This window comes from Nitrosomonas sp. HPC101, from assembly GCF_009833125.1.
Taxonomy (GTDB): Bacteria; Pseudomonadota; Gammaproteobacteria; order Burkholderiales; family Nitrosomonadaceae; genus Nitrosomonas.
Genome location: NZ_QRCC01000010.1, coordinates 136,223 through 160,978, shown reverse-complemented (window position 1 = coordinate 160,978; position 24,756 = coordinate 136,223). Strand labels below are relative to the sequence as shown.

Sequence of the window (24,756 nt, the reverse complement as noted above, 5' to 3'; positions counted from 1 at the left end):
TTCACTACCCCGCTCGTCTTGCATTCCATCCGCAAAACACAGCGTGTGGTCATGCAGGATTTAATCAGAGATTTCTAAACATTGGACGTCAGCCGGCTATCAGCATTAAACTGCAAGCTGCTTGCATTCATGCTTAGCATTTCGTTTAAAGCGAACCAGGAAACAGACCGGAGATCATGCTTGAAAAGCAATACCTTCAACCAGCTCTTCCCCGAATCTGATTGTCACTATCGGAAGGCACAATGAGACAAGAGCGTCCTCAACTGGAAAACACCATGTCTATCGAAACAGAGGCTCACTCCTTTATAGACCGCCTTGCCCGGCTCAGACCCACCAGGATGACCATATTTACTACGGTTTTTCTATCCTGTCTGTTGCTCTCGCTGGGTACCATTTTTTTGCAGCCAGCAATTTATCAGAGTTACGCCACTTTGCTGACAGTTGCCAAAACAGCCATTGATCAGGCGAGCAGGGAAGCGGATATTCAGCATGTTACCATCCAAAAACAGGTTCTCCTCGGTCCGGAACTCCTGACTGAAACGGCAAACCGTCTGCGTGCGGGCAATGACACTGAAGCAGGTATTGATCTGACACCTGCAGCCATTCGCGATATGCTGGATGTTCGACCGATAACCGATACCAATCTGGTCGAAATGGTGGCTGAAGGAGACGATCCCGCTTTGCTCCCTCTGCTGGTCAACACCTGGATTGATGTCTACCTGGATGCACGGACGGAAGAAGTGGCCCGATCTAAAGGGTCAACCATACAAATGATGCAGGAAGAACTGGCCACGCTGACCACGAACATCGAACAAAAAAGGCTTGAGCTTGAGCAATTCAGAAAACATAACAAAATTGTTACAACCGAACGCAAGGATAATGAAGCACTGGCGCGCCTCAAAGGCTTGACCGATTCACTGAATAAAGCCAGTGAAGAAGAAGTCAAAGCAAAGGCGCGGCTCGACACTATCAGGAAATCGATCGAGCGCGGGCAGGTTGTCGTACCCACCGAAGATACCCGTACCCTGAGCACGCTCGAAAAACGTGCCCAGGAATTACGGGAGCAACTGGAGGAGCTGGATCGGCAATACACGCGTGAGTACATGGCTTTATCTCCCGATCTCAAGGTAATTCCAGAAAAACTGCGGGCACTGGACGCTGAAATTCAGCATATCCGCCATAAAGGACAATCTGTCGTCATCAGTGAAGCCGAGCAGAACTATGCTGCTGCTCTGCAAGCCACGCGCTCAATACAAGAACAGCTGGATCAGCATCGACAAAAAGCAGCCGAGTTCACTGCCCGTTTCGTCGAACATGACGCCTTGAAATCTGATCTGGAAGAACTGGAGCTGCTCTACCGGAATTCACAATCAAGACTGGCGCAGCTTGAAGCACAGCACACTGGGAAATACCCTTATGTCGATGTCATTGAGCGTGCTTTCCTACCTCATCATCCGATCAGGCCGGATTATTTATGGAACGCCATGATCGCGACGCTGGCATCGTTGCTGCTGGGTCTGGCTGCGATCTGGATTTTTGAATTCCTGATGCACAAGGAACAGGAAAAACTGGCCATTCACCTGTCTGACATCCATCTGCATAACGGGAATAACCTGCCCCGCGATGCTCTTGACATGATGCCGCCACCATCAACCTCCGCAAGTCTGCTTCAGGAACCTGTACAGGCATTGGAACACGCCGCAATAGTCGAATTCACTCCTCGGCAAATTGCCGGGCTGTTTCATGCGGCAAATACCAAGGAAAAGCAGCTACTTATCTTTTTGCTGAGTGGCCTGACACCTGACGAGATTGCAAACCTGCAAAATAACGATGTCGATCTTGAAAACAACTCGCTCACGATCAGAAATATAGCTGCCAGAACAATCCCGCTGCATCCTGTCCTGGCCACACTCTACAGTAAACACGGCTATTGCCTGATCGATCCCGCCGGGAATCGGTTGAATCAGGAAGATCTGGAGGCCTTGCTGACCTGCCTGCAAATTGATGCCGATCTGCTGGCAACTCGTCAGATTTCTGCTGAAGCACTGCGGCAGACCTATATTCTTTATCTGGTCAAACAGGGAATGCGGCTGGCCGATCTTGAATCCGTTGTAGGCTATATCTCACCGACAGAATTGTCAGAATATGGCGCTTACGCCCCCCCAGGAACCAAGCGTCCGATCGAAGCAATAAATCTGTTTTATCCTGTTGAACAACAGGATTCATGACTTTAAATTCAATAACGCATCCACCAGACTTTTTTCAATCAAGCGGTATTGGTCATCATGGCCGTGGAGGCCCGATGATGCATTCCAGGCAGGATTCTGCCTGAGAATATCAATAATTCCACGCCATCCCTCAGGCAAATCACCCCGTTCCGACGGCTGACCCACCTGATCAACATGACAGGCGGCATGGCCCCGGTTCATGAGCTTGTCCAGCAACTGATGCTGGCGCAGATACAGCAGCTGTAGCGTATTATCGTCTGCACATAACCACCGGACTCCCTGGAACTTTGCCTGAATTTCCTTGCCATACCGCCTGAATGTAGACCAGCCGGTGCCCGCAATTGCGCCTAGTATACTGGCGGCTCCAAGGCTCAATCCCCCGGTCATCAGATCAATTCCGGCGCCGGCAGCAGCGCCTTTAAGCGCAGCGCTGCCTACATCCAGGCCATACGCCTTCAATATACCGGGAGCAAACAGATCAAGCTGCCAGTATCCATTTTGTACTGGTATTTTTTGCAGGGCGACATCCCTGTCTGTGAAGTTAAACATCTTCAGCAGGTCGACCAGGCAATTCTGCTCTGCCTGACGCACAAAGTCCTGCAGCCTTATTGCCGCCGAAGAGGTATCAGTTACATTCTGATCATCTGCTGCGGGCTCTCGATAACACGCCGTGGTAATGATCAAACCAGCAATCCGCCGGGCGGCAGAGATACAAAGCTGGCTCCATATTCTTGCACGATGATCGATCAGGCGTTGCAAACGTGTGTAATGCACCTCCAGCAGGCTTTGTATCTTCTGGTACAGACGCTTTTCTGCTTCAAAGGCAAATGCGACGGTATCCAGCTCAAGTGAGGCATAAATATTGAATGCTGCCAGCTTCCTTCTCCATAAATCAAGCTCGGCCCGGTGCGCGGCGGTAAAATTGAATATCGGAATGATGGGCTTTATTGCCTTGCCAAGTATTCCGATTTCAATGAGATATTTTTCCAGTACCGGTTCACGCACATCGATCACATACAACAGGACATCACTGCGCAATACCTGTCGAATTACCTTGGCTTCCTGTTCCAATGGGTCATTAAGGGCGGTAGCAGTCACAAACTTCTCCAGCTGCTCATTGGGGGCCAAACGTTTATTCCTGGAAGCAATTGCCTGCAGCGCATCCTGCAGCGCATATACATCTTCAATCCCGGGCGTATCATGCAGATTGAGTACCGCTTCATCACCGGCGAAGATAGTCGCCCGCTCGACATGACGGGTCGTCCCTGCCGCGTCATCCACCTGACCAAAACGGGTGCTGCGCAGCAAGGTACGGATCAGTGAAGTTTTTCCTGTATTGGTATGGCCGACAACGGCAATCTCCAGCAGTGCCCTCCCCTGTTCCCCAGTCACCCCGCCTGTTTTCATATCAAAACTGACCATCATCAGGAAAGAACATGTTCAGCCGGAATCGCACTGGCTTGTGCCAGTCGGAACCAGGCCTGTTTGCGGGATTCCGTAATTGGAATGGCGGCATTGTTTTGCAGCAAAATCAGCCAGATTTCACCAGATACCAATGCAGCCAGTTTTTTTATGATGCGTTGCACTCCGCGATCAGGCAACCGATGTGCCGCCACACCAATGAGCAGGGAATGTCTGGATTTTTTGATCATTTCCACTGTCCGCACGAACGTTTCCTGATCAGTCACATTGCCCTGACAAACCATCCCTTCCGGCCAGATAACGTGATTGTCCAATTCGATACCGATCACCAATGCTTTCTCAGGTAAATGCCGGCGCCCCTCACGAGCAATCGGTACCGGCTGCTCCTTTGTAATTCCCGGATCCTGATCGATCACGCTCGCGACAAATTCATTTGCAATCAAACTCTGCCGCAACGTGACATAGTAAGGCAGATATAAATCCAGTTTGTAGCGATACTCGGACAACTTCAGCATGAAGAAAGCAAGCAGCATCAGGACCAACCGGGGCAACATTCCATAGACAACCAGCACACCCACCAGAAATTCTGCCCAGGCATTTCTGATCGAAGCGTCCTGTACACCTGCTCCGATTCGACTGGCTGCGATCTGCTGGCTATCAGGAGCGACCAGACCGATCCATTGCATGGGAGCAGCCAGGATCCGGGTCAGTTCAGGCAGGCTGTTTTCCGGCAACAATGTCGTTCCCCAAACAAAATCGTACTGTTTTGCCAGCATCAGCAGAATCAGGGTTCCCATCCCTGCAAACAGATAAACCAGCCAGAATTGGTGGGTCAGCATACTGATCCGCCATTTACCCACCTTGCCAAACAGACAGGTTTCCCACCAGGCGCGCGCAGCAAGCGTGCCAATGGAATCCTTTTCCCGTTTCTTGAGCTGGAAAGGCAACCAGCTCGCCAGTTGCGCAGCTACACCCGAACTTAACCCCTGAATCCCCAGTGTGATCCCCGCGCCCCACAGCAGCATCGAGAAAAAATTGAATCCAAGCAACACCACCAGCAGCCAATAGATATTCAATGTCGAAGAATCGCCTGTTGCATTGATCGCAGCCAGTCCACCGAGAATTGCCGCCAGCAGCAGAACGACTCTGCCAGCGCGCACAAACAGTTTCTCCGGCTGCTGGAGAATATCGTCCAGGTGATTGTCATGTATCAGATGATGAGCACGGTTCAGCAGTCTTTCCAGAAAAGCCGCGTAACTGAAACCAACCACAGGATACGATTCCATATTTGCAACACCGGCATAGGAAAGCGTCTGTGCCTGACCGGTTTCAATATGTCGCAGCTGCTCCAATCGAACCAGATCACTAAAATCATGGTTTTTAAAAGCCATCACTCTTGATATTAAAGCAGGGGAAATAAAAACCGGATTGCCCCGACATTCTCGGAGGACAACCTGGAAACCTCATCATCAGACAGTACAAACTTCCTATACACAAAAACAGGAAACGACCATCGCAGAATAATTGTAATACAGGCTTCTACCCGCAAAAACCTGGGAAACCGTACAATTCGTACGTTACTGAACAAAACAGAATACCCGAAAGGGAACAGTGAAATCCGTTCATTTACTCCAGAAAGGATATTATTAATGAAGCCCGTCGCAATTCTCAGATTTTTCCCGATTGAAGGGCCCGGCTATTTTGCCACATTTCTTGATCGCCATCACATCCCCTGGCAGCTCCTCTGCCTGGATAAAGGCGTGCCTCTTCCGGAAAACCCGGACAAATACAGTGGCCTGGTACTGATGGGTGGGCCGATGAGTGTACATGACGATTTACCCTGGACTGGCCCGGTACTGTCGCTCATCAGGCAAACGATCGCTAGCGACATCCCAGTACTGGGCCATTGTCTGGGTGGGCAGTTTTTATCAACGGCCCTGGGAGGCATCGTAACAAGTAATCCGGTTAAGGAAATTGGCTGGGGGCGGGTACGCGTAGAAGATACACCCGTCGCACGTGACTGGTTCGGCAGTGATCTTACGGCATTTGATGCTTTTCACTGGCACGGTGAGACCTTCAGCATACCGGCAAATGCCGTGCGGCTGCTATCCAGCCCCTATTGCCCCAACCAGGCTTTTGCGCTGGGTATGCATCTGGGCATGCAGTGTCACATTGAAATGACAGCCGACATGGTCAAAGCATGGTGTGAAGCCAATGCTGACACCTTGTTACATAACCGGGAAAATCCCGCTGTCAGCAGTAGCGAAGCAATTCAGACGAATCTGGAGAATCGCATTATTGCATTGCAATCAGTCGCAGATCGCCCATATAAGAAATGGATTGAGGCATTGAAGCACTAAGGAACCTTTAAAAAACTATCTGTGTTGTCATTTTTGTGTCAAAAGTCGGCTCAAAATGCTCATTTATTACGTATAAACTCCGCGTTCTTACCGATTCTTGCCTTGAACTGACTGTGACGTTTTTCAGAGGTTCCCTAACGGCCACAAGTAACGTCCCCATCAGTCCAAGGCATGCTCATATTGCTTATCAGATAGCAATCTCGGCCCGCATTTTCTTCATGGCCTTTGCTTCAATCTGGCGCACCCGCTCGGCAGAAATACCCAATTCTGCAGCCAGTTCATGCAGTGTTGCAGCCTTGTCTTCCCGCAACCAGCGAGCCTCGATAATGCGGCGGCTGCGCTCATCCAGACTACCCAGAGAATTTTTCAGCTTTGCATGTGCCTGCCGCTCCAATTGCTCCTGCTCCAGCTCTCTGGAAGGATCCGATCCATCCGTCAACCAGGCAATCGGGCTGAAATCATCTTCATTACTGTCCGTCGGCGGCTCAAGTGAAATATCACGGCCACTGAAGCGTGTTTCCATCTCGACAACTTCTTCAACCTTGACACCCAGTTGCTCCGCCATGGTCTCAACCTCAGCCTGATTCATCGTATCCAACCCTTTTTTCATGCTGCGCAGGTTAAAGAAAAGCTTCCGTTGCGGTTTGGTCGTAGCAATCTTGACCAGTCGCCAGTTACGCATGATGAATTCATGAATTTCCGCCTTGATCCAGTGAATCGCAAAGGATATCAGGCGAACACCCCGTTCCGGATCAAACCGCCTGACAGCCTTCATCAAGCCGATATTACCTTCTTGTATCAAATCAGCATGTGGCAGCCCGTATCCCAGATAACCACGTGCAACGGTAACCACTACGCGTAAATGGGAAAGCACCAGCTGGTGTGCCGCGTTGATATTTCCATCTTCCTGCATTTGTTTAGCCAGCGCGATTTCTTTTTCACGTGATAAAACAGGAAAACTGTTGGCTGCATGAATATAGCTGTCCAGATCACCGCCTGCCATCACCGGTAAAGCCATCACCTCATTCATGATTTTCTCCATTGAATTTTCAAAATTCACCCTGAATAATTTAAAGCAAATAGACATATCCTAGCACTCTTGGTTCACGAGTGCTAATTTCAAAAACACTCCAAAAACCTTTACTTAGGGAATCTCTGATACCTCCCCTCTACACCACTGCACGGTCAAAACAGATCTTATATACTATATACATATAAGAAAATCATTATTTATTACTTTTACAAATAACAGATTGCTGCTATCTTTGCCACGCTCGAACAGCGTCGGGAGCCATAAACAAGATCAATGACAATAACAGAGGCATCAATGAAACCGCGTACGTGGGTATGTATGGTTTTATCTGATCACGTTCCCGTCACTGACAAACATGGCACATACAAAAGAAATGCCACCAAAAAACCGCAACAACCAGACAACAGCAACCAATTTCGGATCCATAGCTGCACAGAAAATAATGACACGCCTTCAGGTAAACCAACAGGCCGAGCAGCAATTCATTGCAAGCGATGTGCCCGCTAACTTTTACCAGCATGCACACAACTACAGCATACACCCGGATTTACAAATCGACCGCAGCTATAACGGTTTCTGGCTCACCAGTAAAACCGATCGTTTCAACAACCTTCTCAATGGCAGATTCGTAAAAACAAGCAACTGGCGGAACTGGGAGAAACCACTGCCGGCACGGATTTTTTCTATGTAGCAGTCGCTGTCAATGCATTCCAATAACATCAACTGATCTATAAAAGGAAATCAAATGAAATTCAATTTATGGCTATCCGCCGGATTACTGACATTTATTCTGGCAAGCTCCGGGCAGGCACTTGCAGACCAAACTCTTCTCAATGTTTCCTATGATCCGACGCGCGAGCTGTATCAGGAATTCAACCGCGCATTTATTCGCTACTGGCAGGAAAAAACCGGAGAAAAAGTTTCTGTCAGGCAATCCCACGGGGGCTCCGGCAAGCAGGCCCGTGCAGTCATCGACGGGGTGCCCGCAGATGTAGTAACACTTGCCCTTGCTTATGACATCGATGCAATCAGTAAACAATCCGGACTGGTCCCGCCTGAGTGGCAGGACCGCCTGCCCAACAACAGTTCACCCTATGTCTCAACGATCGTCCTGTTGGTGCGCAAAGACAACCCCAAGGGAATCAGTGACTGGGACGATCTGATCAAACCGGGTATCACCGTTATGACTCCCAATCCAAAAACATCGGGTGGCGCACGCTGGAATTATCTGGCGGCATGGAGTTTCGCACTCAAAAAATACAACGGAGATGAAGCAAAAACCCGGGATTTCCTCTCCAGACTGTACAAAAACGCCCCGATACTCGATTCAGGTGCACGCGGATCAGCCATCAACTTCATCCGGCATGGTATGGGAGATGTTCTGATTTCCTGGGAAAACGAGGCTTTTCTGGCACTCAAGGAATACGGTCCGGAGCAATTCGAAATCATCATTCCCTCGATCAGTATTCTTGCCGAACCTCCCGTCACCATCGTCACTAAAAATGCCGACAAACACGGCACACATACTATTGCTCAAGCCTATCTTGAATATCTGTACAGCAAAGAAGGGCAGGACATTGCAGCACGCAACTTCTATCGACCGAGCGATCCGGATATCGCCCGAAAATATACGCATCAATTTCCAGAGATCAATCTGCTTACTGTAGACGAAGTATTTGGGGGTTGGCAAAAAGCCCAGAGCATCCACTTCAGTGATGGTGGCTTGTTCGACAAGATCTATGTGAATCAATGATTAACACTCTCCTGCTTGTCAGAAAACCAAAACACAAGCTTGCTGACAGCAGCAAAACAGGCAGGGCATTTCAAGGATGGCAGTGTAACTCACGACATGATTCCGGCAACCGCCCAGCAGGATTTTTACAATCGAATAACAGGAGTCTGAATTTTGAGCACTTTCAAGCAGCACAGCGTATTACCGGGATTCAATCTGGCGCTTGGATTCACCCTGCTCTACCTGAGTCTGGTTGTCCTGATTCCCCTATCGGCAGCATTCATTTACAGCGCGAAACTGACCTGGCCGGAATTCTGGAACGCGGTAACAGCACCCCGGGTTGTTGCATCCTACCGGCTGACATTCGGCGCCTCATTTGCAGCCGCAGCGGTCAATGCATTTTTTGGATTGCTGGTCGCCTGGGTGCTGGTACGTTACCCGTTTCCAGGCAAGCGTCTGGTCGATGCCCTGATCGATCTGCCCTTTGCACTGCCCACCTCCGTTGCCGGCATTACGCTCACTGCAATCTACGCAGGTAATGGCTGGCTCGGCCAGTATCTGGAGCCCTTGGGAATCAAGGTTGCATTCACTCCCCTGGGTGTTTTCGTTGCTCTGACATTCATTGGATTGCCGTTCGTCGTTCGTACTGTTCAGCCGGTACTGGAAGATATCGAAAAAGAACTGGAAGAAGCTGCCGCCATGCTGGGCGCAACGCGCTGGCAGACTTTCCGGTACATTATTTTCCCGGCAGTTCTGCCCGCACTGACCACTGGTTTTGCACTGGCCTTTGCTCGCGCCATCGGAGAATACGGTTCCGTCATTTTTATCGCCGGCAATATCCCGATGGTTTCCGAAATCACGCCGTTACTCATCATCACCAAACTCGAACAATATGATTACGCCGGCGCTACAGCCATCGCTGTCGTGATGCTGGTGATCTCATTCATTCTTCTGCTGATTATCAACCTATTGCAATGGTGGGTTCGCCATCGCAGCACCAAAGCATAAAAGGGAAGTCATGACCACCATCCCATTACCCCAAATCTCTCCGGCACCGCACAAGGTGGTTACACAGGAATCACCGTGGGCACGCTGGACACTCATCCTGCTGGCACTTTCCTTCCTGTCGCTTTTTCTTTTACTGCCCCTGGTAGCGGTTTTCTTTGAGGCATTGAGAAAAGGATGGGAAGTTTACCTCGCGGCCATCACGGAACCCGATGCACTCGCCGCTATCCGCCTGACCCTGACAGCAGCCGCCATCGCCGTACCGCTCAACCTGATATTCGGTATCGCAGCCGCCTGGGCAATTGCCAAATTCGAGTTCCGCGGCAAAAGTATCCTCACCTCCCTGATCGATCTGCCATTTTCCGTCTCTCCCGTAGTCGCCGGATTAATCTATGTACTAATATTTGGACTGCAGGGTTGGGCAGGCCCATGGCTGCGGGAGCACGATATTTCCATCATTTTTGCCGTGCCCGGCATTGTGCTGGCAACGATTTTCGTAACCGTGCCATTCATTGCACGTGAGCTGATTCCACTGATGCAGGCACAGGGCAGCGAGGAAGAAGAAGCCGCTATCATTCTGGGAGCGAGTGGCTGGCAGACACTGTGGCATATCACCCTGCCCAACATTAAATGGGGATTACTGTATGGCACCATTCTCTGCAATGCCAGAGCAATGGGCGAGTTCGGCGCCGTCTCGGTCGTTTCCGGGCATATTCGCGGCCTGACCAACACGCTTTCCCTGCATGTTGAAATTCTCTACAACGAATACAACTTTGTTGCTGCTTTTGCAGTGGCCTCGCTGCTAGCGTTACTTGCACTGGTTACACTGGTACTAAAAACGCTGGCCGAAGCAAAAGTGGCACAACAAACCACCCGAGGAAATCATTCATGAGTATCGAAATATGCGCCCTCTCTAAACAGTTCGGCTCTTTCACTGCGCTGAACAGCATCAACCTGAAAGTCAACCCCGGGGAGCTGCTCGCACTGCTGGGCCCCTCCGGCTCCGGCAAAACCACATTGCTGCGAATCATTGCCGGCCTTGAAACAGCCGATTCCGGACAGGTGCTGTTCAATCAGGAAAATTCAACCGACAAACACATTCGTGACCGGCATGTCGGGTTTGTCTTTCAGCATTACGCACTTTTTCGCAATATGACCATTTTCGAGAACGTAGCTTTCGGCTTGCGTGTACGCCCCAGAAAACAGCGCCCCAACACCCGGGAAATCAATCGGCGCGTGACCGAACTGCTGCAACTGGTGCAACTCGACTGGCTGGCAGACCGTTATCCGCACCAGTTATCCGGAGGACAACGCCAGCGCATTGCACTGGCACGGGCGCTGGCAGTCGAACCTGGGGTTTTGTTACTGGACGAACCTTTCGGCGCGCTGGATGCCAAGGTACGCAAGGAGCTGCGCGCCTGGCTGCGCAAACTGCACAACGATATGCATATCACCAGTGTCTTCGTAACACATGATCAGGAAGAAGCCCTGGAAGTGGCAGATCGGATTGTTGTCATGAACCGCGGTCGTATCGAACAAATCGGTACCCCCAACGAAGTCTATGAAAAACCAGCCAATCCGTTTGTGTATGAATTCCTCGGGCACGTCAATCTGTTTCACGGGCGTGTGCATCAGGGCCACGCATGGATTGGTGATCTCGAAATCGATGCTCCGGAATACCCGGAGGCGGAAGATCTCAGCGCGATCGCCTATGTACGACCGCATGACATTGAAGTGGAGCGGACACTAAATGGTGAACCCGCTCTGGCAGCATATGTTGCTCATATTCTTTCAATCGGGCCGGTCGTACGGTTGGAACTGACACACGGAGATGATCTGACTCAAGGCGCCATCCATGCCACCATCAGCAAGGAACGCTTTCGTGAATTACAACTGGTAAAAGGAGATCAGGTCTTTGTCAAACCTCGCCGGCTTGATCTGTTTCCAAACCACGCCCATAACGGATCGATACATTCGTGACCATCTTCGAGTAAAGAGCTATAGCATAATCACCTGTCTGCGCATCAATCAGTCACATTGATCAGAGGTCCCCTGGGGATGTGCTGAAAATATCAGCGAAGCTGAGGTAACCAGGACAGAACAACTACTGAAACCAGCTGGTATTTCCCGGTTGCTCATCCGGAGTACGCTTCTCTATATCACCGGAAGGCCAGGCAGAAAATGGAAAGGGGCGCTGCTCACTGTTGAATGTCACAAACAAATTGATCTGATAATCGTACATTGCCAGCTGGCGTCCCAGCTTAAGCAACCGGCTATTGGTATATCCAGCCAGTATGGTTGATACTGTCTGGAATACTGCCAACAACATAATCAGAAATTTCACACCTCCCTGGGCAAAAATAAACAACAATATAAAAAACACCCGGGTCCAGGTATCGGTATCGCGCAAACGTTGCTTTACTTCATCATTCATGGAAAAAAACCTGTACAAGGTTAATAATCAGCGTGCTCTTCCTGTTCTTTTCTGCAGAATCTTAAGCATTTCCTGCAGAAAATGAATCGACCAGGTCACGCCAAAACCGGTAACATCCGTACCGACTGCACCCAGCCCATCAGGATGACGGGCAGCAGAAAGATCCATATGTAGCCAGGGAATATCATTCACAAAATGCCGCAAAAAACAGGCAGCAAGAATATGATCCGCCTCATTTTCTAGGGTGCATTGCTTGATGTCGGCAATTTTGCTTTCGAGATCGGCTTCATAGTCAGAATCCACCGGAAACACGCATACCCGCTCACCACTTGATCTGCCCACAGCCACCGCATTTTGTGCCAGATAATCACGATTGGTGAAAGCGCCACTGTAGCGCGTGCCCAGTCCAGTAATCAGGCTGCCTGTCAGCGTGGCATAGTCGATGATCAGATCAGGTTTTTCCCTGGCGGCAAGCGTCAGCGTATCCGCCAGCGCCAACCGGCCTTCCGCATCCGTATGCACAATTTCCACTGTCATGCCATTCAAAGCTGTGATCACATCATTCTGTTTGAATGCATCGGGACTCACGTGATTTTGGGCAATGGCAAGCCAGCAGTCTATATTGATAGGCAAATCAGCCCGGGTTGCAGCCAGGAGCGTTCCAAGCGCTACCGCCGAACCATTCATATCTTCATGCATGCCATACATATGGCGTGCCGATTTCAGGTTATATCCGCCCGTATCAAAGCAGATACCTTTCCCTACGAGGGCGATCGTCCTGTTGGTTTCACTGTTTTTTGCTGTTCTGCGCAAATAGACAATCGCCGCATCGTCCGTCAGACTGCCCTGCGCTACCGCTGTGAATGCACCCGCTTTTATCTCGCACAACCGGGATAACTCATATTCTTCGTATTGCCAGTTTTCACTGGCCGCGAGCTTTTTTATCTGTTCACGATACGTTTTTGGGGTTAACTCATTGGGAGGCAGAATAGTCAGCCCCCTGGCAAGAAAATTCCCCTCTGCCTGTGCGCGTTGTATGGCAAACCCGGTAGAATCGGTCACGCCATGCAAATAAATTCTCTCCAGAGGTTTGTCATCTATCTTACGCTGCTTGCGTATCGGTAGAATTGCGCCGTTAATCCAGGCGATATAAACCGCAAGTTCGGCCAGATGGCGCTTTTGTGCTGCATCCCCATGAACCGCAAGATGAATTTCAGCCGGACTCTCATTCAGCAACAATTGCATTGCCTTGCGAATACCGGTTTGTTGTTCAAATATCGATTTACCGGTATCCACCATCACCCAGGTATAAAGCGCACCGTTCTGCAGATTGACAGAGAGCGCTGTTTCCGCAAGCCGGCCTGGCGAAGCACCCTGCCGTTGCAGCAAGTCACTCAGCACCTGTTCGGCAGGTAATGGGTATTTCCCGGGTATTTTGTCCGTTTTGGGGAAGATGATCAGTAAGTGAGAAGCCTGGGTTGCCTCATCGAAAGTGTCGTCGTTTTGTATAAGGGTTGCGAGCATTGGTTTCCAGTTGGATGGCTTCAGGAAGTCTGCCATCATTATTATCAGAATAACGTTGTATTATATCTGCTTGATTCATGCTTTCAGGATTATTCATGCATCCATACCTTGATCTGATGCGGCATGTGTTGCAATACGGCCATAAAAAAAACGATCGCACCGGTACCGGCACACTTTCCGTTTTCGGTTATCAGATGCGCTTTGATCTGCAACAGGGATTTCCACTGGTAACCACCAAGAAATGTCACGTCAGATCGATCATCCACGAATTATTGTGGTTTCTGCGTGGCGATACCAATATCGGTTATCTGCAAGAAAACGATGTTTCCATCTGGAATGAATGGGCAGATGAAAAAGGAGATCTGGGGCCGATTTATGGTCACCAATGGCGCTCCTGGACGGTTTCTGACAAGCAATCCATCGACCAGATTACACAAGTAATCCGGCAAATCAGGGAAACACCGGACTCACGCCGGATGATCGTTTCTGCCTGGAATGTGGGTGATCTCGACAAAATGGCACTGGCGCCCTGCCATGTCCTGTTCCAGTTTTACGTGGTGGACGGCAGACTATCCTGTCAGCTTTATCAGCGCAGTGCGGATATTTTTCTGGGAGTTCCGTTCAACATCGCTTCCTATGCATTGCTGACACTGATGGTTGCACAATGTTGCGATCTGCAGCCTGGCGAATTTATTCATACCTTTGGTGATGCACATTTATATCTGAACCACCTTGAACAAACCCGGCTGCAACTGGAACGCGAGCCGCGAGCACTTCCCATCATGGAATTGAATCCAGCGATCAGGACTGTTTTTGATTTCAGATACGAGGATTTCACCTTGCACAACTACAACCCTCACCCGCCCATCAAGGCGCCCGTTGCTGTATGACTGGCCTGCAACCTGTTATTCCACGACTTGCGATTCTGGCAGCCGTAGCAGCCAATCGCGTTATCGGGCGGAATAATTCATTACCCTGGCATTTGCCGGCAGATCTGAAACACTTCAAACAGCTGACCATTGGTCAGATCGTTGTCATGGGGCGCCGCACGTATGATTCAATTGGCAAGCCGCTACCCGGTCGCACCAACGTTGTACTCACCCGTCAGCACCATCCTGATGTGCCGGGAATCATCACGGCACACTCAATCCAGGAAATACTGGATCATTTCGCACAGGATGACAGACAGATCTTTATCATTGGGGGGGCCGATCTCTACCAACAAACGCTGCCGATCTGCCAGCACCTGTATCTGACCGAAATTCAGCAGGATTTCGCAGGAGATACTTTCTTCCCGGAATACGATCGCGCCGATTGGCAGGAAATCTCCCGGGAAATCCACCATGTAGCGGAAGACAGTGGCATGGAATATCATTTTGTGGTGCTGAGCCGCAAGCAATCCTGACTCAGCGCACCCCCAAAAAATTTACTGCGCCTGCCCCTCGATCCGGACAACGAGCGCTTCGGCCTCTATGCGGACGCGCCATTTTTTCACCCATTCATTCAGTTCCCCGGCCAGCATCGGGCGTGCGATGAAATTACCCTGCGCCAGATCACAACCGGTCTGGCGCAACAATTCCCAATCTTCACGGCTCTCCACCCCCTCGGCAACTGCTTCCATATTCAGCTGCTTCGCCAGCGCCAGACTGGCATCATAAATGGCACGCAGCGTTTCATCCTCAGAAGCACGATGTACAAACCCCTGATCAATCTTGAGTTCATCAAACGGAATATCGCGTAGCTGTGCCAATGAGGAATGGCCCGTGCCAAAATCATCTATGGATAAATGAAAGCGTTTCAGGCGCAGGCGAGTCAGAATTTCCAGCGAAACCCGTTCATCCTCCATCAGCTGGCTCTCAGTAATCTCCAGCACGATCCCGCTGGGATGAACGCCAGCCTCAGCAGCCAACATGACTACCGTATCCTGAAAATCGAGGGATGCCAGATTATCCATAGACACATTGACAGCCACTTTCAGATCACAACCCAGCTTCTGCCACGCTCCCGCCTGCGCAAAGGCCTGCCGGAGCACCGCCTGGGTGAGGTGATCAATCAGACCATATCTTTCCGCCGCACCAACAAACTGACTGGGATAAATCACCCCGTCCACGGGATGATGCCAGCGTACCAGCGTTTCAACACCTGCAATTGCTCCGGTATCCACTCGGACTTTCGGTTGATAGTAATTCACCATATCTCCGGCATCAATCGCATTTCTGATCGCTTCCGCATCGTAGGTTTTCCGGGCGATTCCCTCTTCACCTTTGGATAATGCTGAGGCCAGCTTCATCAGCTGCATGCGCAGTGCCTCAGGCTGTACCGGTTTTTGCAGATAGCCCAAAATGGGAATTTTGTGTGCCTGCACCAGTTTTTCTGTCGTTTTGAGCATCCGTTCATCTTCGCCACTGACAAGAATCAGACTACCCGTAAATTTTCGCTCAACCAGATGGCGCACAAATTCAATGCCATCCATCCCCGGCATGTTGAGGTCCAGCAAAATCAGATCAGGCCGGGTCGCGACATCATCCAGCAACTTCAGCGCATCCACACCATTTTCGCAACAATCAACCAACGGAAATCCCAGATTGACTAGCATACGCGCCAATAACTTCAGTATGAATGGATCATCATCCAGAATCAGGATCCTAGTTGTGGATATATCAGTCATCATTGCCCTCATCAATCACCTGCGCACAAATTTCAGCAACCTGATAAAAGCATAGCACGCTGAAATAATCCGGGAAGATGTTAAATAAACTCCCTCACCATAATAAACAGGTAATTCTTTCCCTATTTGTCGATCAGAATTGATTGCAAACGCAGCAAAATATCCAGCATCTTATTTCCAATAAGCTATTAGAGGCATGAAAGATGTGAATACTAATAACAATACAGCGCTGGCGCACGTCCGCCAGGATCAGGGCAATATATGGCATGAGCATGCACTGGATACCCACTTACGTGAAGTCGGACGCCGTGCAGATGAAGCAGCCACTACTTTCGACAGCGCTGACTGGGCCAGATTGGCAGGACTCTGGCATGATCTGGGGAAATACGGTAATGAATTTCAGCACTACATCAAAAATGTAACTGGTTATGCTGCTGAGGCCCATATTGAAGGCCTGGCTGGTCGAGTGGACCATTCCACAGCAGGCGCCATTCATGCGATACGCCAATTTGGAAAAATTGGCCACATTCTCGCCTATTTGATTGCCGGCCATCATACCGGCCTGCCAGATTGGTCCGCTTCGGAAACCGGTGGCAGAGCGCTTTCTGCCCGTTTAAGCCCGGAGCAGGATTACCTGCTCGACCGCATTCCACTTCAGGCAATTCCGGCTGATATTCTCAACCAGCCTCAACCTTCCACACGCCCCAAAGGTGGAGTAGAGGGATTGCATTTGTGGCTGCGTATGCTGTTCTCATGTCTGACGGACGCTGACTTTCTCGATACCGAAGCGTTCATGGATGGCAAAAAAGCAATTACCCGCACCGGCTATTCCAGTTTGCCGAAACTGCTGAATGCATTCAACAATTACATGGCAGGCAAAGCCAGAACTGATACCCCGGTCAACGTCATTCGCTCCAATATTTTGAATCGATGCCGTGAAAAAGCGCGTATGACGCCAGGCATTTTCTCACTTTCTGTGCCAACCGGAGGCGGAAAAACCCTGTCTGGAACGGCGTTTGCACTGGAACACGCGATTTTGCATCAGAAACATCGCATTATCTACGTGATTCCCTATACCAGCATCATCGAACAGACAGCCAATATTTTCCGCAGTATTTTTGGCGATAACATTGTTGAACACCATGCAAACCTTGATCCGGATCAGGAAGATGCCCGCTCCCGGCTGGCAACGGAAAACTGGGATGCACCCATCATTGTCACCACCAGTGTTCAGTTTTTTGAATCCCTGTTCGCGGCCCGGACCAGCCGCTGTCGCAAACTGCACAACATCGTCAACAGCGTCATTGTGCTGGATGAAGTACAACTGCTGCCGCCGGAATTTCTGCAACCGATTACCGATGTCATGAATCTGCTCGTCCAGCACTATGGCGTGACATTTCTTCTTTCCACAGCAACCCAGCCGGTACTCAGCTCTTTCCATACTTTTGGCGCACAGCCATTTCGCGGACTGGATAACGTATATGAAATTGTAGATAACCCGGATGCCTTGTATCAAAAGCTGAAACGGGTTGAAGTCAGGATTCCGGATGATTTAACGACACCGACTGATTGGCAAAATATTGCCGATGCACTCAAAAAACACTCAACCGTACTGTGCATCGTCAACCGCCGTGATGATGCACGTGAGCTGTACCGGTTGATGCCAAAAGGCACCGTACACTTATCCGCGCTGATGTGTGGCGAGCATCGCAGTCGTATCATTGCGAACATCAAAGCAAGGCTGGAGCGTAATGAGCCTGTACGTGTGATCAGCACGCAACTGGTAGAAGCCGGCGTGGATTTCGATTTTCCTGTGGTATATCGCGCACTGGCCGGGCTGGACTCCATTGCACAGGCTGCAGGACGCTGCAACCGGGAAGGCAAACAAAACGGCCTTGGAAAAGTGGTTGTTTTTATCCCCCCAAAACCTGCGCCGCCTGGGTTGCTGCGCCAGGCAGCACAAATCTCGATCAGTTTGTTATCTGGCAAAGACAAGGATGTGCTGGGACGTGATCTCGCCCGACAATTTTTTGAGCATCTGTATACACGTGCGCCTACACTCGATAAGCATGATATTTACGCCTTGCTGACACAAGATGCCGGAGAAGGTGCCATTCAGTTCCGCACTGCAGCAGCCCGCTTTCGGCTGATTGACGATAGCGCATACCAGACCATACTGGTGTGTTATGGCGGCAATGAAACTCTGCTTGGACAGTTGAAAAAAGAAGGGCCGCAGCGCTGGCTGATGCGAAAACTGCAGCGCTATGCCGTCAATCTGCCGCGGCATGTATTCAGGCAGCTTGAAGCGAAGAATGATGTATTTCAGATCTGGCCGGGAATTTACGCTCAGAGAAGTACCACACTTTATGACGACACACTCGGCGTCATCACAGACGGTGGTATCACCCCGGATAATTTGGCGATTTGAACAGGGAAAAAACATGAAAACCTATTGTCTGGAAGTCTCGGGGGATTTTGCCTGCTTTACCCGCCCGGAAATGAAAGTCGAGCGCGTCAGCTACGATGTCATCACACCTTCTGCAGCGCGTGCCGTATTTGAAGCTGTTCTGTGGAAACCCGCCATTCAATGGCGTATCACCCGGATCGAAGTAATGAAGCCGATTTGCTGGATCAATCTGCGGCGTAATGAAGTTGGCGCGATTATTTCTTTACGTAACGTGCAGACTGCCATGAAGGACGGTAGTGGCGATCTCGGCCTGTATATCGAAGATGAACGCCAGCAGCGCGCCGGACTGTTCCTGCGCGATGTGGCCTATCGGATTTATGCGCATTTTGAAATGCGGGATGCTGCACCACACAAATCACATCACCCGCACCTGTCGAAACGAGTTATCAACGATCCGGACGAACAGCGTGCTGCCAACGCGGAAAATGTACCGGCCAAGTTTTTGAATATGTTTGAACGTCGTGCCACAAAAGGACAGTGCGTCAATCAGCCTTATCTGGGATGCCGTGAGTTTGCTGCCCACTTTCGACTGATTGAAAACCCTTCATCGGAACCACCCCCGATTGCCGAAACCCGTGATTTGGGCTGGATGCTGTATGACATGGATTATTCCAACCCCACCAATCCGAATCCCTGCTTTTTTCATGCCGAGATGAAAAATGGTGTGCTGGATTTGAGCAATGTGGAGGTGTGCAGATGATTCTTCAGGAACTGTCTCGTTATTACCAGCGTGTTGCCGAATCAGGTAGTGGCACTATTGCGCCGGAAGGTTGGGTTAATCGCCCTGTAGATTACTTCATAGTTCTTGCTCCTGGTGGAAACTGTGTCTCGATTGAAGATAATGGTCGATTGGAAGGAAGAAGACGAATTGCCCGTAATGAACTTGTCCCAGCCATTGGCAAACAGGCACTTAAACATACCAATAGCGGAAAGGATCCCAACCTTCTTTGGGACAATGCTGCATTTGTGCTTGGCCTTGGAAACAAAGGCACCCTGAAAGCTGATTATTTTATTGCCGAAATAGATAAATGGTTTGCTGCCCTGAATGATCCTGCCTTAACTGATCTCAAAGTATTTCTACAAGCAATCCGCAGAAATGGAGAAACCAAATTACTGTTAGATCGATTTGATCTGACGGATGAATTTGAACAACGCGACCCGATTCTGGCTTTCCGCTGGCAGCCAGATGGTCCTATACCTATCCACCACCGCCCACTCGTTAGAGAAACCTACGAACACAAACGCTCTAGCTCAGACACCGAAGTAAAAGGTAATTGCCTGATAACCGGAGCCATTGGAGTTCCTATTGCCCAGAACGAAACAGTTATAAAGGGAGTTTGGAATTCGCAAACCTCTGGTGCAAATATTATTTCTTTCAATTCCCGCTCTTTCGAATCCTACGGCAAACGTGAAAAAGGCGGAGAAAATGCCCCTATCAGTAAACAATCATCTTTCGCTTACACCACAGCACTCAATCATTTGCTGCGCAAAGGCAGCAATCAACGTATGCAAGTGGGTAATGCCTCTACCGTATTCTGGTCAGAAAAACCTTCTGCACTGGAAGATTCATTCGCCAGCATCTTTGACGAGCCTCCCAAAGACGATCCGGCAAGGCAAACTCGTGCAATTGAAGCTTTATTCAAATCGCCTCAAACCGGTTCATTTGTCGATGAGGGGGGCGACACCCCTTTTTATGTACTGGGACTGGCGCCCAATGCGGCTCGCATCAGCGTACGTTTCTGGTTGACCGGTACGGTCGCCGGCATGTCGCAGCGAATACGACAATATTTTGAAGATTTAAAAATCGTCCACGCCAGTTTTGAGAAACCGCATTTATCACTTTTTCGTTTACTGGTTTCCACAGCCACATTAGGCAAATCGGAAAACATTCCACCCAATCTTGCCGGGGATGTCATGCGCGCCATTCTAGAAGGATTGCCTTACCCACAAACCTTGCTGGCGGCTGCTGTTCGCCGCATTCGTGCCGAACGGGAAGTGACTTATCCCCGTGCTTCCCTGATCAAAGCCTGTCTGAACCGACAGGGACGTTACTCACATTCCCAAGAAAAGGAGCTGAACGTGTCTCTTGATGAAACCAATCTCAATCCCGGCTACCGCACAGGCCGTCTGTTTGCCGTGCTGGAAAAAATACAGGAAGAATCCAGCCCGGGTCTGAATGCGACAATTCGCGACCGTTTTTATGGCGCCGCAGCCAGTACACCGGTCACTGTATTTGCCAATCTGATGAAGCTGAAAAATCACCACCTGGCCAAACTTGAGGAAGGACGCAAACGCTATTTTGAAAAACTGATTGGTGAAATCCTATCCAGCGTCAGTGATTTTCCGGCACACCTGAATCTGGCGGATCAGGGACGGTTTGCCATTGGTTATTACCACCAGCGCCAGGCTTTCTTCATTAAATCTGAATCTGTCAACAAGGGAGAGTAATCATCATGACACTGAAAAACCGCTATGACTTCGTTCTGCTATTTGATGTGAAGGATGGCAATCCGAATGGTGATCCGGATGCTGGCAATCTGCCGCGTGTGGACGCGGAAACCGGACATGGATTAGTAACGGATGTCAGCCTGAAACGTAAGGTGCGTAATTTTATTGGCCTGGTAAAAGCAGAACAGCCGCCTTTTGAAATCTATGTCAAAGAAAAGGCCGTGCTGAACAATCAGAACAAACGGGCTTATGTTGGTATTGGTAAGGCCGAGCTGCTTGAAGGAGATAGCAAAAAACGTAAAGGTGGGGATGCGGTCGAAGAAGCCCGCCAGTGGATGTGTCGAAATTTTTATGATGTACGGGCGTTTGGTGCCGTGATGTCCACCGACATCAACTGCGGCCAGGTACGTGGCCCCGTCCAACTGACTTTTGCTCGCTCGATTGATCCGATCGTGGCACTGGAACATGCTATTACCCGTATGGCGGTTGCAACTGAAGCGGAAGCTGAAAAGCAATCGGGAGATAACCGGACGATGGGCCGCAAATTCACGATTCCCTACGGCCTTTACATGGCACACGGTTTTGTGTCGTCCTTTCTGGCCGGACAAACCGGGTTTGGAGAAGATGATCTGGAACTGCTCTGGCAAGCGCTGGCGCAGATGTTCGAGCATGATCGTTCCGCCGCACGCGGTGAGATGGCAACCCGTGGCCTGTATGTCTTCAGGCATGATAGCGAACTGGGCAATGCTCCAGCTTACAGTTTGTTTGAGCGCATTCGGCCTGAACTTAAAGAAGGCGTGACGGCCCCGCGCTCTTTCGAAGATTATCAGATCAAGGTGAGTGAAACCGATCTGCCATCCGGCGTGACCCTGGAAAGAAAAGCATAACAGTGAACATATGTCAGTCCAGTCGATTGGTCAGTTTGAACAGTTAAATTATCCGTAATGATCGCAGCTGAGCCCGACGACCCCATCATGCTTTCAGCGCTGCAGCACTGGAGCTACTGTCCGCGCCAGTATGCACTGATTCATCTGGAACAGGCGTTTAATGACAACGTCCATACCATGCGTGGCAATGCGGTACACAAGCGAGTGGATGAGCCCGGCTTTGAAACGTTCGAGGGGGTACGCAGCGAACGTTCTTTGCGGGTATGGTCAGAACAGCTTGGATTGATCGGTAAATGCGATGTCGTCGAATTTTATCCCGATGGGCGTATTCATCCGGTGGAATATAAACACGGCAAAAAACGGATAAAAACACATGATGATCTACAGCTTGCTGCCCAGGCAATATGCCTGGAAGAAATGACCGGTAAACCGGTGACGCATGGCTCCATTTATCACCATTCTTCCCGTCGCCGACGGGAAGTGGCCATCACAGCAGCACTACGACTGCAGGTAGAAGAAGCGGTCGCTGCCATTCGGCTGTTGCTGGCTTCCAATGTATTGCCGCCCCCTGCAAACGATGCACGCTGCAAGGAATGTTCATTAAAGGATATCTGCCAGCCGGAAGTACTGTCACGAAAATCCGTTTATCAAGCAGAACAGGCAAAGTTGTACGTTATTGACGATTGATCACCCGGAGCAAAGAAACATGCGCCAGATTCTGAATACCCTATATATCCTGACTCCCAACGCTTATGCGCATCTGGAAAACGATACACTGCGCATTGATGTGGAACGACAGAAGAAGCTGCAGGTGCCGTTGCATCATTTAGGGTCGGTCGTGTGTTTTGGCAACGTGCTGGTTTCTCCAGCACTGATGCATCGCTGTGCCGAAGATGGAATCAGCCTGGTGCTGGCAGATACCAATGGTCGTTTCAAGGCCAGGCTGGAAGGTTCGATCAGTGGCAATGTGCTACTGCGGCAGGCACAACACTACAAGGCAGGCGACACACAATTTGCCTTGACAACCGCACAGGCTATCATTGCTGGAAAATTACGCAATGCACGACAGGTATTGCTGCGCGGCGCCCGCGAAAGTAATGATGAGGCTGATCAGAAAGCGCTTGGCACCACGGCAGAAACACTGGCTTTTTCAATCCGAAATTTACCGCAATCAAAAACGCTTGATCAGGTGCGCGGAATAGAAGGCAATGCGGCCAAACTCTATTTTTCTGTTTTGCATCGACTGGTGCGCCAGGATATACGCGAATTTTTCACCATGGACGGCCGCACCCGCCGCCCACCGCGTGACCGCTTCAACGCCATGCTTTCGTTTATTTATTCGCTGGTCATGAATGATTGCCGTTCCGCATTGGAGAGCGTCGGGCTGGATCCGCAAATTGGCTTCCTGCATGCCGTACGTCCTGGAAGAGCTGCACTGGCACTGGATCTGATGGAAGAATTCCGCTCCTTTCTGGCAGATCGGCTGGCACTGACGCTGATCAATCGCGGACAAATCACTGCACGGGATCTGCAGATTCGGGAAGGCGGTGCAGTCCGTCTGGAAGACAAAGCCAGAAAAGCTGTAGTAGTCGCATATCAGGAACGTAAGCAGGAAGAAATTACCCATCCGCTGCTCGAAACCAAGGTACCGGTCGGTTTGCTACCCCAGCTACAGGCCCGATTCATGGCGCGTGTCATCCGGGGTGAAATGGACGGCTACCTGCCTTTCCTGATCCGGTAACCATGCTGATTATTGTCACTTACGACGTTTCAACAGAAACCAAAGCAGGCCGCAGACGATTGCGACGTGTTGCAAAATTATGTGAAAGTGTTGGTCAGCGCGTGCAAAAATCGGTATTTGAATGTCGCATCAGTTTGATGCAATACGAAGATCTGGAACGTAGATTATTAGCAGAAATCAATGAACAAGAGGATAATTTACGGCTGTACCGCTTGACCGAACCGATCGAACTTCACGTAAAAGAATATGGAAACTTCAAGGCAATTGATTTTGAAGGCCCTCTCACCATCTGACGAACGCGAACCAGTAGCTGCGACGCAATACCATCCGGTTCGCGTGACATCTAACTGCATGATCTGGAACGAGAAATGAATCTCTTCTCCTCCCGTTTACTTTATGCAACCAGAAAAAACTTCAGGTTCGCGCAAACCGCCCGAATTTTGAATACAGATCAGTCGGTTATAACCGTACTGCAGCGCCCGGTCACCAGATCGGGCGAGGATTGAAACATGAAGGGTGATCAGTGGGATTCGTTGGCACGTAAGCAGGCAGCGCCCGGTCACCAGATCGGGCGAGGATTGAAACAAGTGCTTTCCATGGGTCAGATCGAACAGATGATGCAGCGCCCGGTCACCAGATCGGGCGAGGATTGAAACTCTCCGATCCTGCGGCAATGCGCAGCCTGCTGCTGGCAGCGCCCGGTCACCAGATCGGGCGAGGATTGAAACGCAGTCCATGGACAGGAAATCGATATTGAAGGCGGCAGCGCCCGGTCACCAGATCGGGCGAGGATTGAAACATTAATGT

Annotated in this window: 22 protein-coding genes and 1 CRISPR repeat array (1 of these 23 running past the window's edge); of the genes, 16 read left to right on the top strand and 6 right to left on the bottom strand. The window is 50.2% G+C overall.

Annotated elements, in window-relative coordinates:
* Positions 1–275: 275 nt before the first annotated feature.
* The gene (locus tag ABO04_RS07750; RefSeq protein WP_240141475.1) at positions 276–2,228 is read left to right on the top strand and encodes an integrase; all 1,953 of its coding nucleotides are present in this window, start codon (positions 276–278) and stop codon (positions 2,226–2,228) included.
* Here ABO04_RS07750 and ABO04_RS07745 read toward each other — a convergent pair.
* Together ABO04_RS07745 and ABO04_RS07740 are read right to left on the bottom strand one after the other, a co-directional pair.
* Positions 2,223–3,653 carry a DUF3482 domain-containing protein gene (locus ABO04_RS07745; protein ID WP_240141474.1) on the bottom strand — a complete coding sequence of 477 codons (1,431 nt, stop codon included), beginning with the start codon at positions 3,651–3,653 and terminating at the stop codon, positions 2,223–2,225. The two genes, ABO04_RS07750 and ABO04_RS07745, sit on opposite strands and share 6 nt — an antisense overlap.
* Positions 3,653–5,041, bottom strand: coding sequence for a DUF2868 domain-containing protein (locus ABO04_RS07740; protein ID WP_160810102.1), 1,389 nt, complete (start codon positions 5,039–5,041; stop codon positions 3,653–3,655). The genes ABO04_RS07745 and ABO04_RS07740 overlap by 1 nt, the downstream gene beginning before the upstream one ends.
* A gap of 258 nt (positions 5,042–5,299) precedes the next feature.
* On the opposite strand from ABO04_RS07740, the gene ABO04_RS07735 reads away from it, so the two are divergent.
* Entirely contained in the window at positions 5,300–6,010 is a 711-nt protein-coding gene (locus ABO04_RS07735; protein WP_160810101.1) for a type 1 glutamine amidotransferase, read from the top strand.
* Between the two features lie 187 nt (positions 6,011–6,197).
* Here the strand turns inward: ABO04_RS07735 and rpoH are convergent, their stop codons facing one another.
* Positions 6,198–7,040: an RNA polymerase sigma factor RpoH gene (rpoH, locus tag ABO04_RS07730; protein ID WP_160810100.1), complete on the bottom strand. Its 843-nt coding sequence runs from the start codon at positions 7,038–7,040 to the stop codon at positions 6,198–6,200.
* A 358-nt stretch (positions 7,041–7,398) separates the two neighbouring features.
* Here rpoH and ABO04_RS07725 point away from each other — a divergent pair, with 358 nt between their 5' ends.
* The 5 genes from ABO04_RS07725 to ABO04_RS07705 all read left to right on the top strand — a co-directional run bounded on the left by ABO04_RS07725 (position 7,399) and on the right by ABO04_RS07705 (position 11,760).
* Positions 7,399–7,734 carry a hypothetical protein gene (locus ABO04_RS07725; RefSeq protein WP_160810099.1) on the top strand — a complete coding sequence of 112 codons (336 nt, stop codon included), beginning with the start codon at positions 7,399–7,401 and terminating at the stop codon, positions 7,732–7,734.
* 54 nt (positions 7,735–7,788) lie between these two features.
* A complete protein-coding gene (locus ABO04_RS07720) occupies positions 7,789–8,796 on the top strand; it encodes a sulfate ABC transporter substrate-binding protein (RefSeq protein WP_160810098.1) in 1,008 nt (335 codons plus the stop codon).
* 153 nt (positions 8,797–8,949) lie between these two features.
* Positions 8,950–9,783 carry a sulfate ABC transporter permease subunit CysT gene (gene cysT, locus ABO04_RS07715; protein ID WP_160810097.1) on the top strand — a complete coding sequence of 278 codons (834 nt, stop codon included), beginning with the start codon at positions 8,950–8,952 and terminating at the stop codon, positions 9,781–9,783.
* Between the two features lie 10 nt (positions 9,784–9,793).
* Positions 9,794–10,672 (top strand): sulfate ABC transporter permease subunit CysW, encoded by an 879-nt coding sequence (gene cysW, locus ABO04_RS07710; RefSeq protein ID WP_160810096.1) that lies wholly within the window; start codon positions 9,794–9,796, stop codon positions 10,670–10,672.
* Complete coding sequence (locus tag ABO04_RS07705) at positions 10,669–11,760, top strand: sulfate ABC transporter ATP-binding protein (RefSeq protein WP_160810095.1); 1,092 nt, start codon at positions 10,669–10,671, stop codon at positions 11,758–11,760. The genes cysW and ABO04_RS07705 overlap by 4 nt, the downstream gene beginning before the upstream one ends.
* A 124-nt stretch (positions 11,761–11,884) precedes the next feature.
* Here the strand turns inward: ABO04_RS07705 and ABO04_RS07700 are convergent, their stop codons facing one another.
* Together ABO04_RS07700 and ABO04_RS07695 are read right to left on the bottom strand one after the other, a co-directional pair.
* Positions 11,885–12,214 carry a DUF4389 domain-containing protein gene (locus ABO04_RS07700; protein ID WP_160810094.1) on the bottom strand — a complete coding sequence of 110 codons (330 nt, stop codon included), beginning with the start codon at positions 12,212–12,214 and terminating at the stop codon, positions 11,885–11,887.
* 27 nt (positions 12,215–12,241) lie between these two features.
* Positions 12,242–13,738, bottom strand: coding sequence for a leucyl aminopeptidase family protein (locus ABO04_RS07695; RefSeq protein WP_160810093.1), 1,497 nt, complete (start codon positions 13,736–13,738; stop codon positions 12,242–12,244).
* A gap of 95 nt (positions 13,739–13,833) precedes the next feature.
* On the opposite strand from ABO04_RS07695, the gene ABO04_RS07690 reads away from it, so the two are divergent.
* Together ABO04_RS07690 and ABO04_RS07685 are read left to right on the top strand one after the other, a co-directional pair.
* On the top strand, positions 13,834–14,628 hold the full coding sequence (locus ABO04_RS07690) for a thymidylate synthase (RefSeq protein ID WP_160810092.1): 795 nt from the start codon (positions 13,834–13,836) through the stop codon (positions 14,626–14,628).
* A complete protein-coding gene (locus ABO04_RS07685; protein ID WP_160810091.1) occupies positions 14,625–15,143 on the top strand; it encodes a dihydrofolate reductase in 519 nt (172 codons plus the stop codon). The genes ABO04_RS07690 and ABO04_RS07685 overlap by 4 nt, the downstream gene beginning before the upstream one ends.
* Positions 15,144–15,164: 21 nt before the next feature.
* On the opposite strand, the gene ABO04_RS07680 is transcribed toward ABO04_RS07685, so the two are convergent.
* Positions 15,165–16,409: an EAL domain-containing response regulator gene (locus tag ABO04_RS07680; protein ID WP_160810090.1), complete on the bottom strand. Its 1,245-nt coding sequence runs from the start codon at positions 16,407–16,409 to the stop codon at positions 15,165–15,167.
* Positions 16,410–16,611: 202 nt separating this feature from the next.
* Here ABO04_RS07680 and cas3 point away from each other — a divergent pair, with 202 nt between their 5' ends.
* The 7 genes from cas3 to cas2 are packed head-to-tail and all read left to right on the top strand — an operon-like array spanning position 16,612 to position 24,242.
* Positions 16,612–18,834 (top strand): CRISPR-associated helicase Cas3', encoded by a 2,223-nt coding sequence (gene cas3, locus ABO04_RS07675; protein WP_205012766.1) that lies wholly within the window; start codon positions 16,612–16,614, stop codon positions 18,832–18,834.
* Positions 18,835–18,847: 13 nt separating this feature from the next.
* A complete protein-coding gene (gene cas5c / locus ABO04_RS07670; RefSeq protein WP_160810088.1) occupies positions 18,848–19,573 on the top strand; it encodes a type I-C CRISPR-associated protein Cas5c in 726 nt (241 codons plus the stop codon).
* Positions 19,570–21,321, top strand: a complete 1,752-nt coding sequence (gene cas8c, locus ABO04_RS07665; RefSeq protein ID WP_160810087.1) for a type I-C CRISPR-associated protein Cas8c/Csd1 — start codon at positions 19,570–19,572, stop codon at positions 21,319–21,321. The genes cas5c and cas8c overlap by 4 nt, the downstream gene beginning before the upstream one ends.
* 2 nt (positions 21,322–21,323) lie before the next feature.
* The gene (cas7c, locus tag ABO04_RS07660; RefSeq protein ID WP_345853272.1) at positions 21,324–22,208 is read left to right on the top strand and encodes a type I-C CRISPR-associated protein Cas7/Csd2; all 885 of its coding nucleotides are present in this window, start codon (positions 21,324–21,326) and stop codon (positions 22,206–22,208) included.
* 57 nt (positions 22,209–22,265) lie between these two features.
* Positions 22,266–22,895, top strand: coding sequence for a CRISPR-associated protein Cas4 (gene cas4 / locus ABO04_RS07655; RefSeq protein WP_160810085.1), 630 nt, complete (start codon positions 22,266–22,268; stop codon positions 22,893–22,895).
* Positions 22,896–22,914: 19 nt separating this feature from the next.
* Positions 22,915–23,949: a type I-C CRISPR-associated endonuclease Cas1c gene (cas1c, locus tag ABO04_RS07650; protein ID WP_160810084.1), complete on the top strand. Its 1,035-nt coding sequence runs from the start codon at positions 22,915–22,917 to the stop codon at positions 23,947–23,949.
* A 2-nt stretch (positions 23,950–23,951) separates the two neighbouring features.
* Positions 23,952–24,242 carry a CRISPR-associated endonuclease Cas2 gene (gene cas2 / locus ABO04_RS07645; protein ID WP_160810083.1) on the top strand — a complete coding sequence of 97 codons (291 nt, stop codon included), beginning with the start codon at positions 23,952–23,954 and terminating at the stop codon, positions 24,240–24,242.
* Between the two features lie 179 nt (positions 24,243–24,421).
* Positions 24,422–24,756: direct repeats of the CRISPR family, unit length 37 nt; unit sequence GCAGCGCCCGGTCACCAGATCGGGCGAGGATTGAAAC (it continues 133 nt past the right edge of the window).

Excerpts from the sequence above, each read along its gene's own strand:
- cas1c (WP_160810084.1), top strand. The coding sequence starts at position 22,915 with ATGCGCCAGATTCTGAATACCCTATATATCCTGACTCCCAACGCTTAT.
- ABO04_RS07695 (WP_160810093.1), bottom strand. The coding sequence starts at position 13,738 with ATGCTCGCAACCCTTATACAAAACGACGACACTTTCGATGAGGCAACC.
- ABO04_RS07745 (WP_240141474.1), bottom strand. The coding sequence starts at position 3,653 with ATGATGGTCAGTTTTGATATGAAAACAGGCGGGGTGACTGGGGAACAG.
- cas4 (WP_160810085.1), top strand. The coding sequence starts at position 22,266 with ATGATCGCAGCTGAGCCCGACGACCCCATCATGCTTTCAGCGCTGCAG.
- cas2 (WP_160810083.1), top strand. The coding sequence starts at position 23,952 with ATGCTGATTATTGTCACTTACGACGTTTCAACAGAAACCAAAGCAGGC.
- cas8c (WP_160810087.1), top strand. The coding sequence starts at position 19,570 with ATGATTCTTCAGGAACTGTCTCGTTATTACCAGCGTGTTGCCGAATCA.
- ABO04_RS07740 (WP_160810102.1), bottom strand. The coding sequence starts at position 5,041 with ATGGCTTTTAAAAACCATGATTTTAGTGATCTGGTTCGATTGGAGCAG.
- rpoH (WP_160810100.1), bottom strand. The coding sequence starts at position 7,040 with ATGAATGAGGTGATGGCTTTACCGGTGATGGCAGGCGGTGATCTGGAC.
- ABO04_RS07725 (WP_160810099.1), top strand. The coding sequence starts at position 7,399 with ATGGCACATACAAAAGAAATGCCACCAAAAAACCGCAACAACCAGACA.
- ABO04_RS07690 (WP_160810092.1), top strand. The coding sequence starts at position 13,834 with ATGCATCCATACCTTGATCTGATGCGGCATGTGTTGCAATACGGCCAT.
- ABO04_RS07680 (WP_160810090.1), bottom strand. The coding sequence starts at position 16,409 with ATGATGACTGATATATCCACAACTAGGATCCTGATTCTGGATGATGAT.
- ABO04_RS07700 (WP_160810094.1), bottom strand. The coding sequence starts at position 12,214 with ATGAATGATGAAGTAAAGCAACGTTTGCGCGATACCGATACCTGGACC.
- cas5c (WP_160810088.1), top strand. The coding sequence starts at position 18,848 with ATGAAAACCTATTGTCTGGAAGTCTCGGGGGATTTTGCCTGCTTTACC.
- ABO04_RS07685 (WP_160810091.1), top strand. The coding sequence starts at position 14,625 with ATGACTGGCCTGCAACCTGTTATTCCACGACTTGCGATTCTGGCAGCC.
- cysW (WP_160810096.1), top strand. The coding sequence starts at position 9,794 with ATGACCACCATCCCATTACCCCAAATCTCTCCGGCACCGCACAAGGTG.
- ABO04_RS07705 (WP_160810095.1), top strand. The coding sequence starts at position 10,669 with ATGAGTATCGAAATATGCGCCCTCTCTAAACAGTTCGGCTCTTTCACT.
- ABO04_RS07750 (WP_240141475.1), top strand. The coding sequence starts at position 276 with ATGTCTATCGAAACAGAGGCTCACTCCTTTATAGACCGCCTTGCCCGG.
- ABO04_RS07735 (WP_160810101.1), top strand. The coding sequence starts at position 5,300 with ATGAAGCCCGTCGCAATTCTCAGATTTTTCCCGATTGAAGGGCCCGGC.
- ABO04_RS07720 (WP_160810098.1), top strand. The coding sequence starts at position 7,789 with ATGAAATTCAATTTATGGCTATCCGCCGGATTACTGACATTTATTCTG.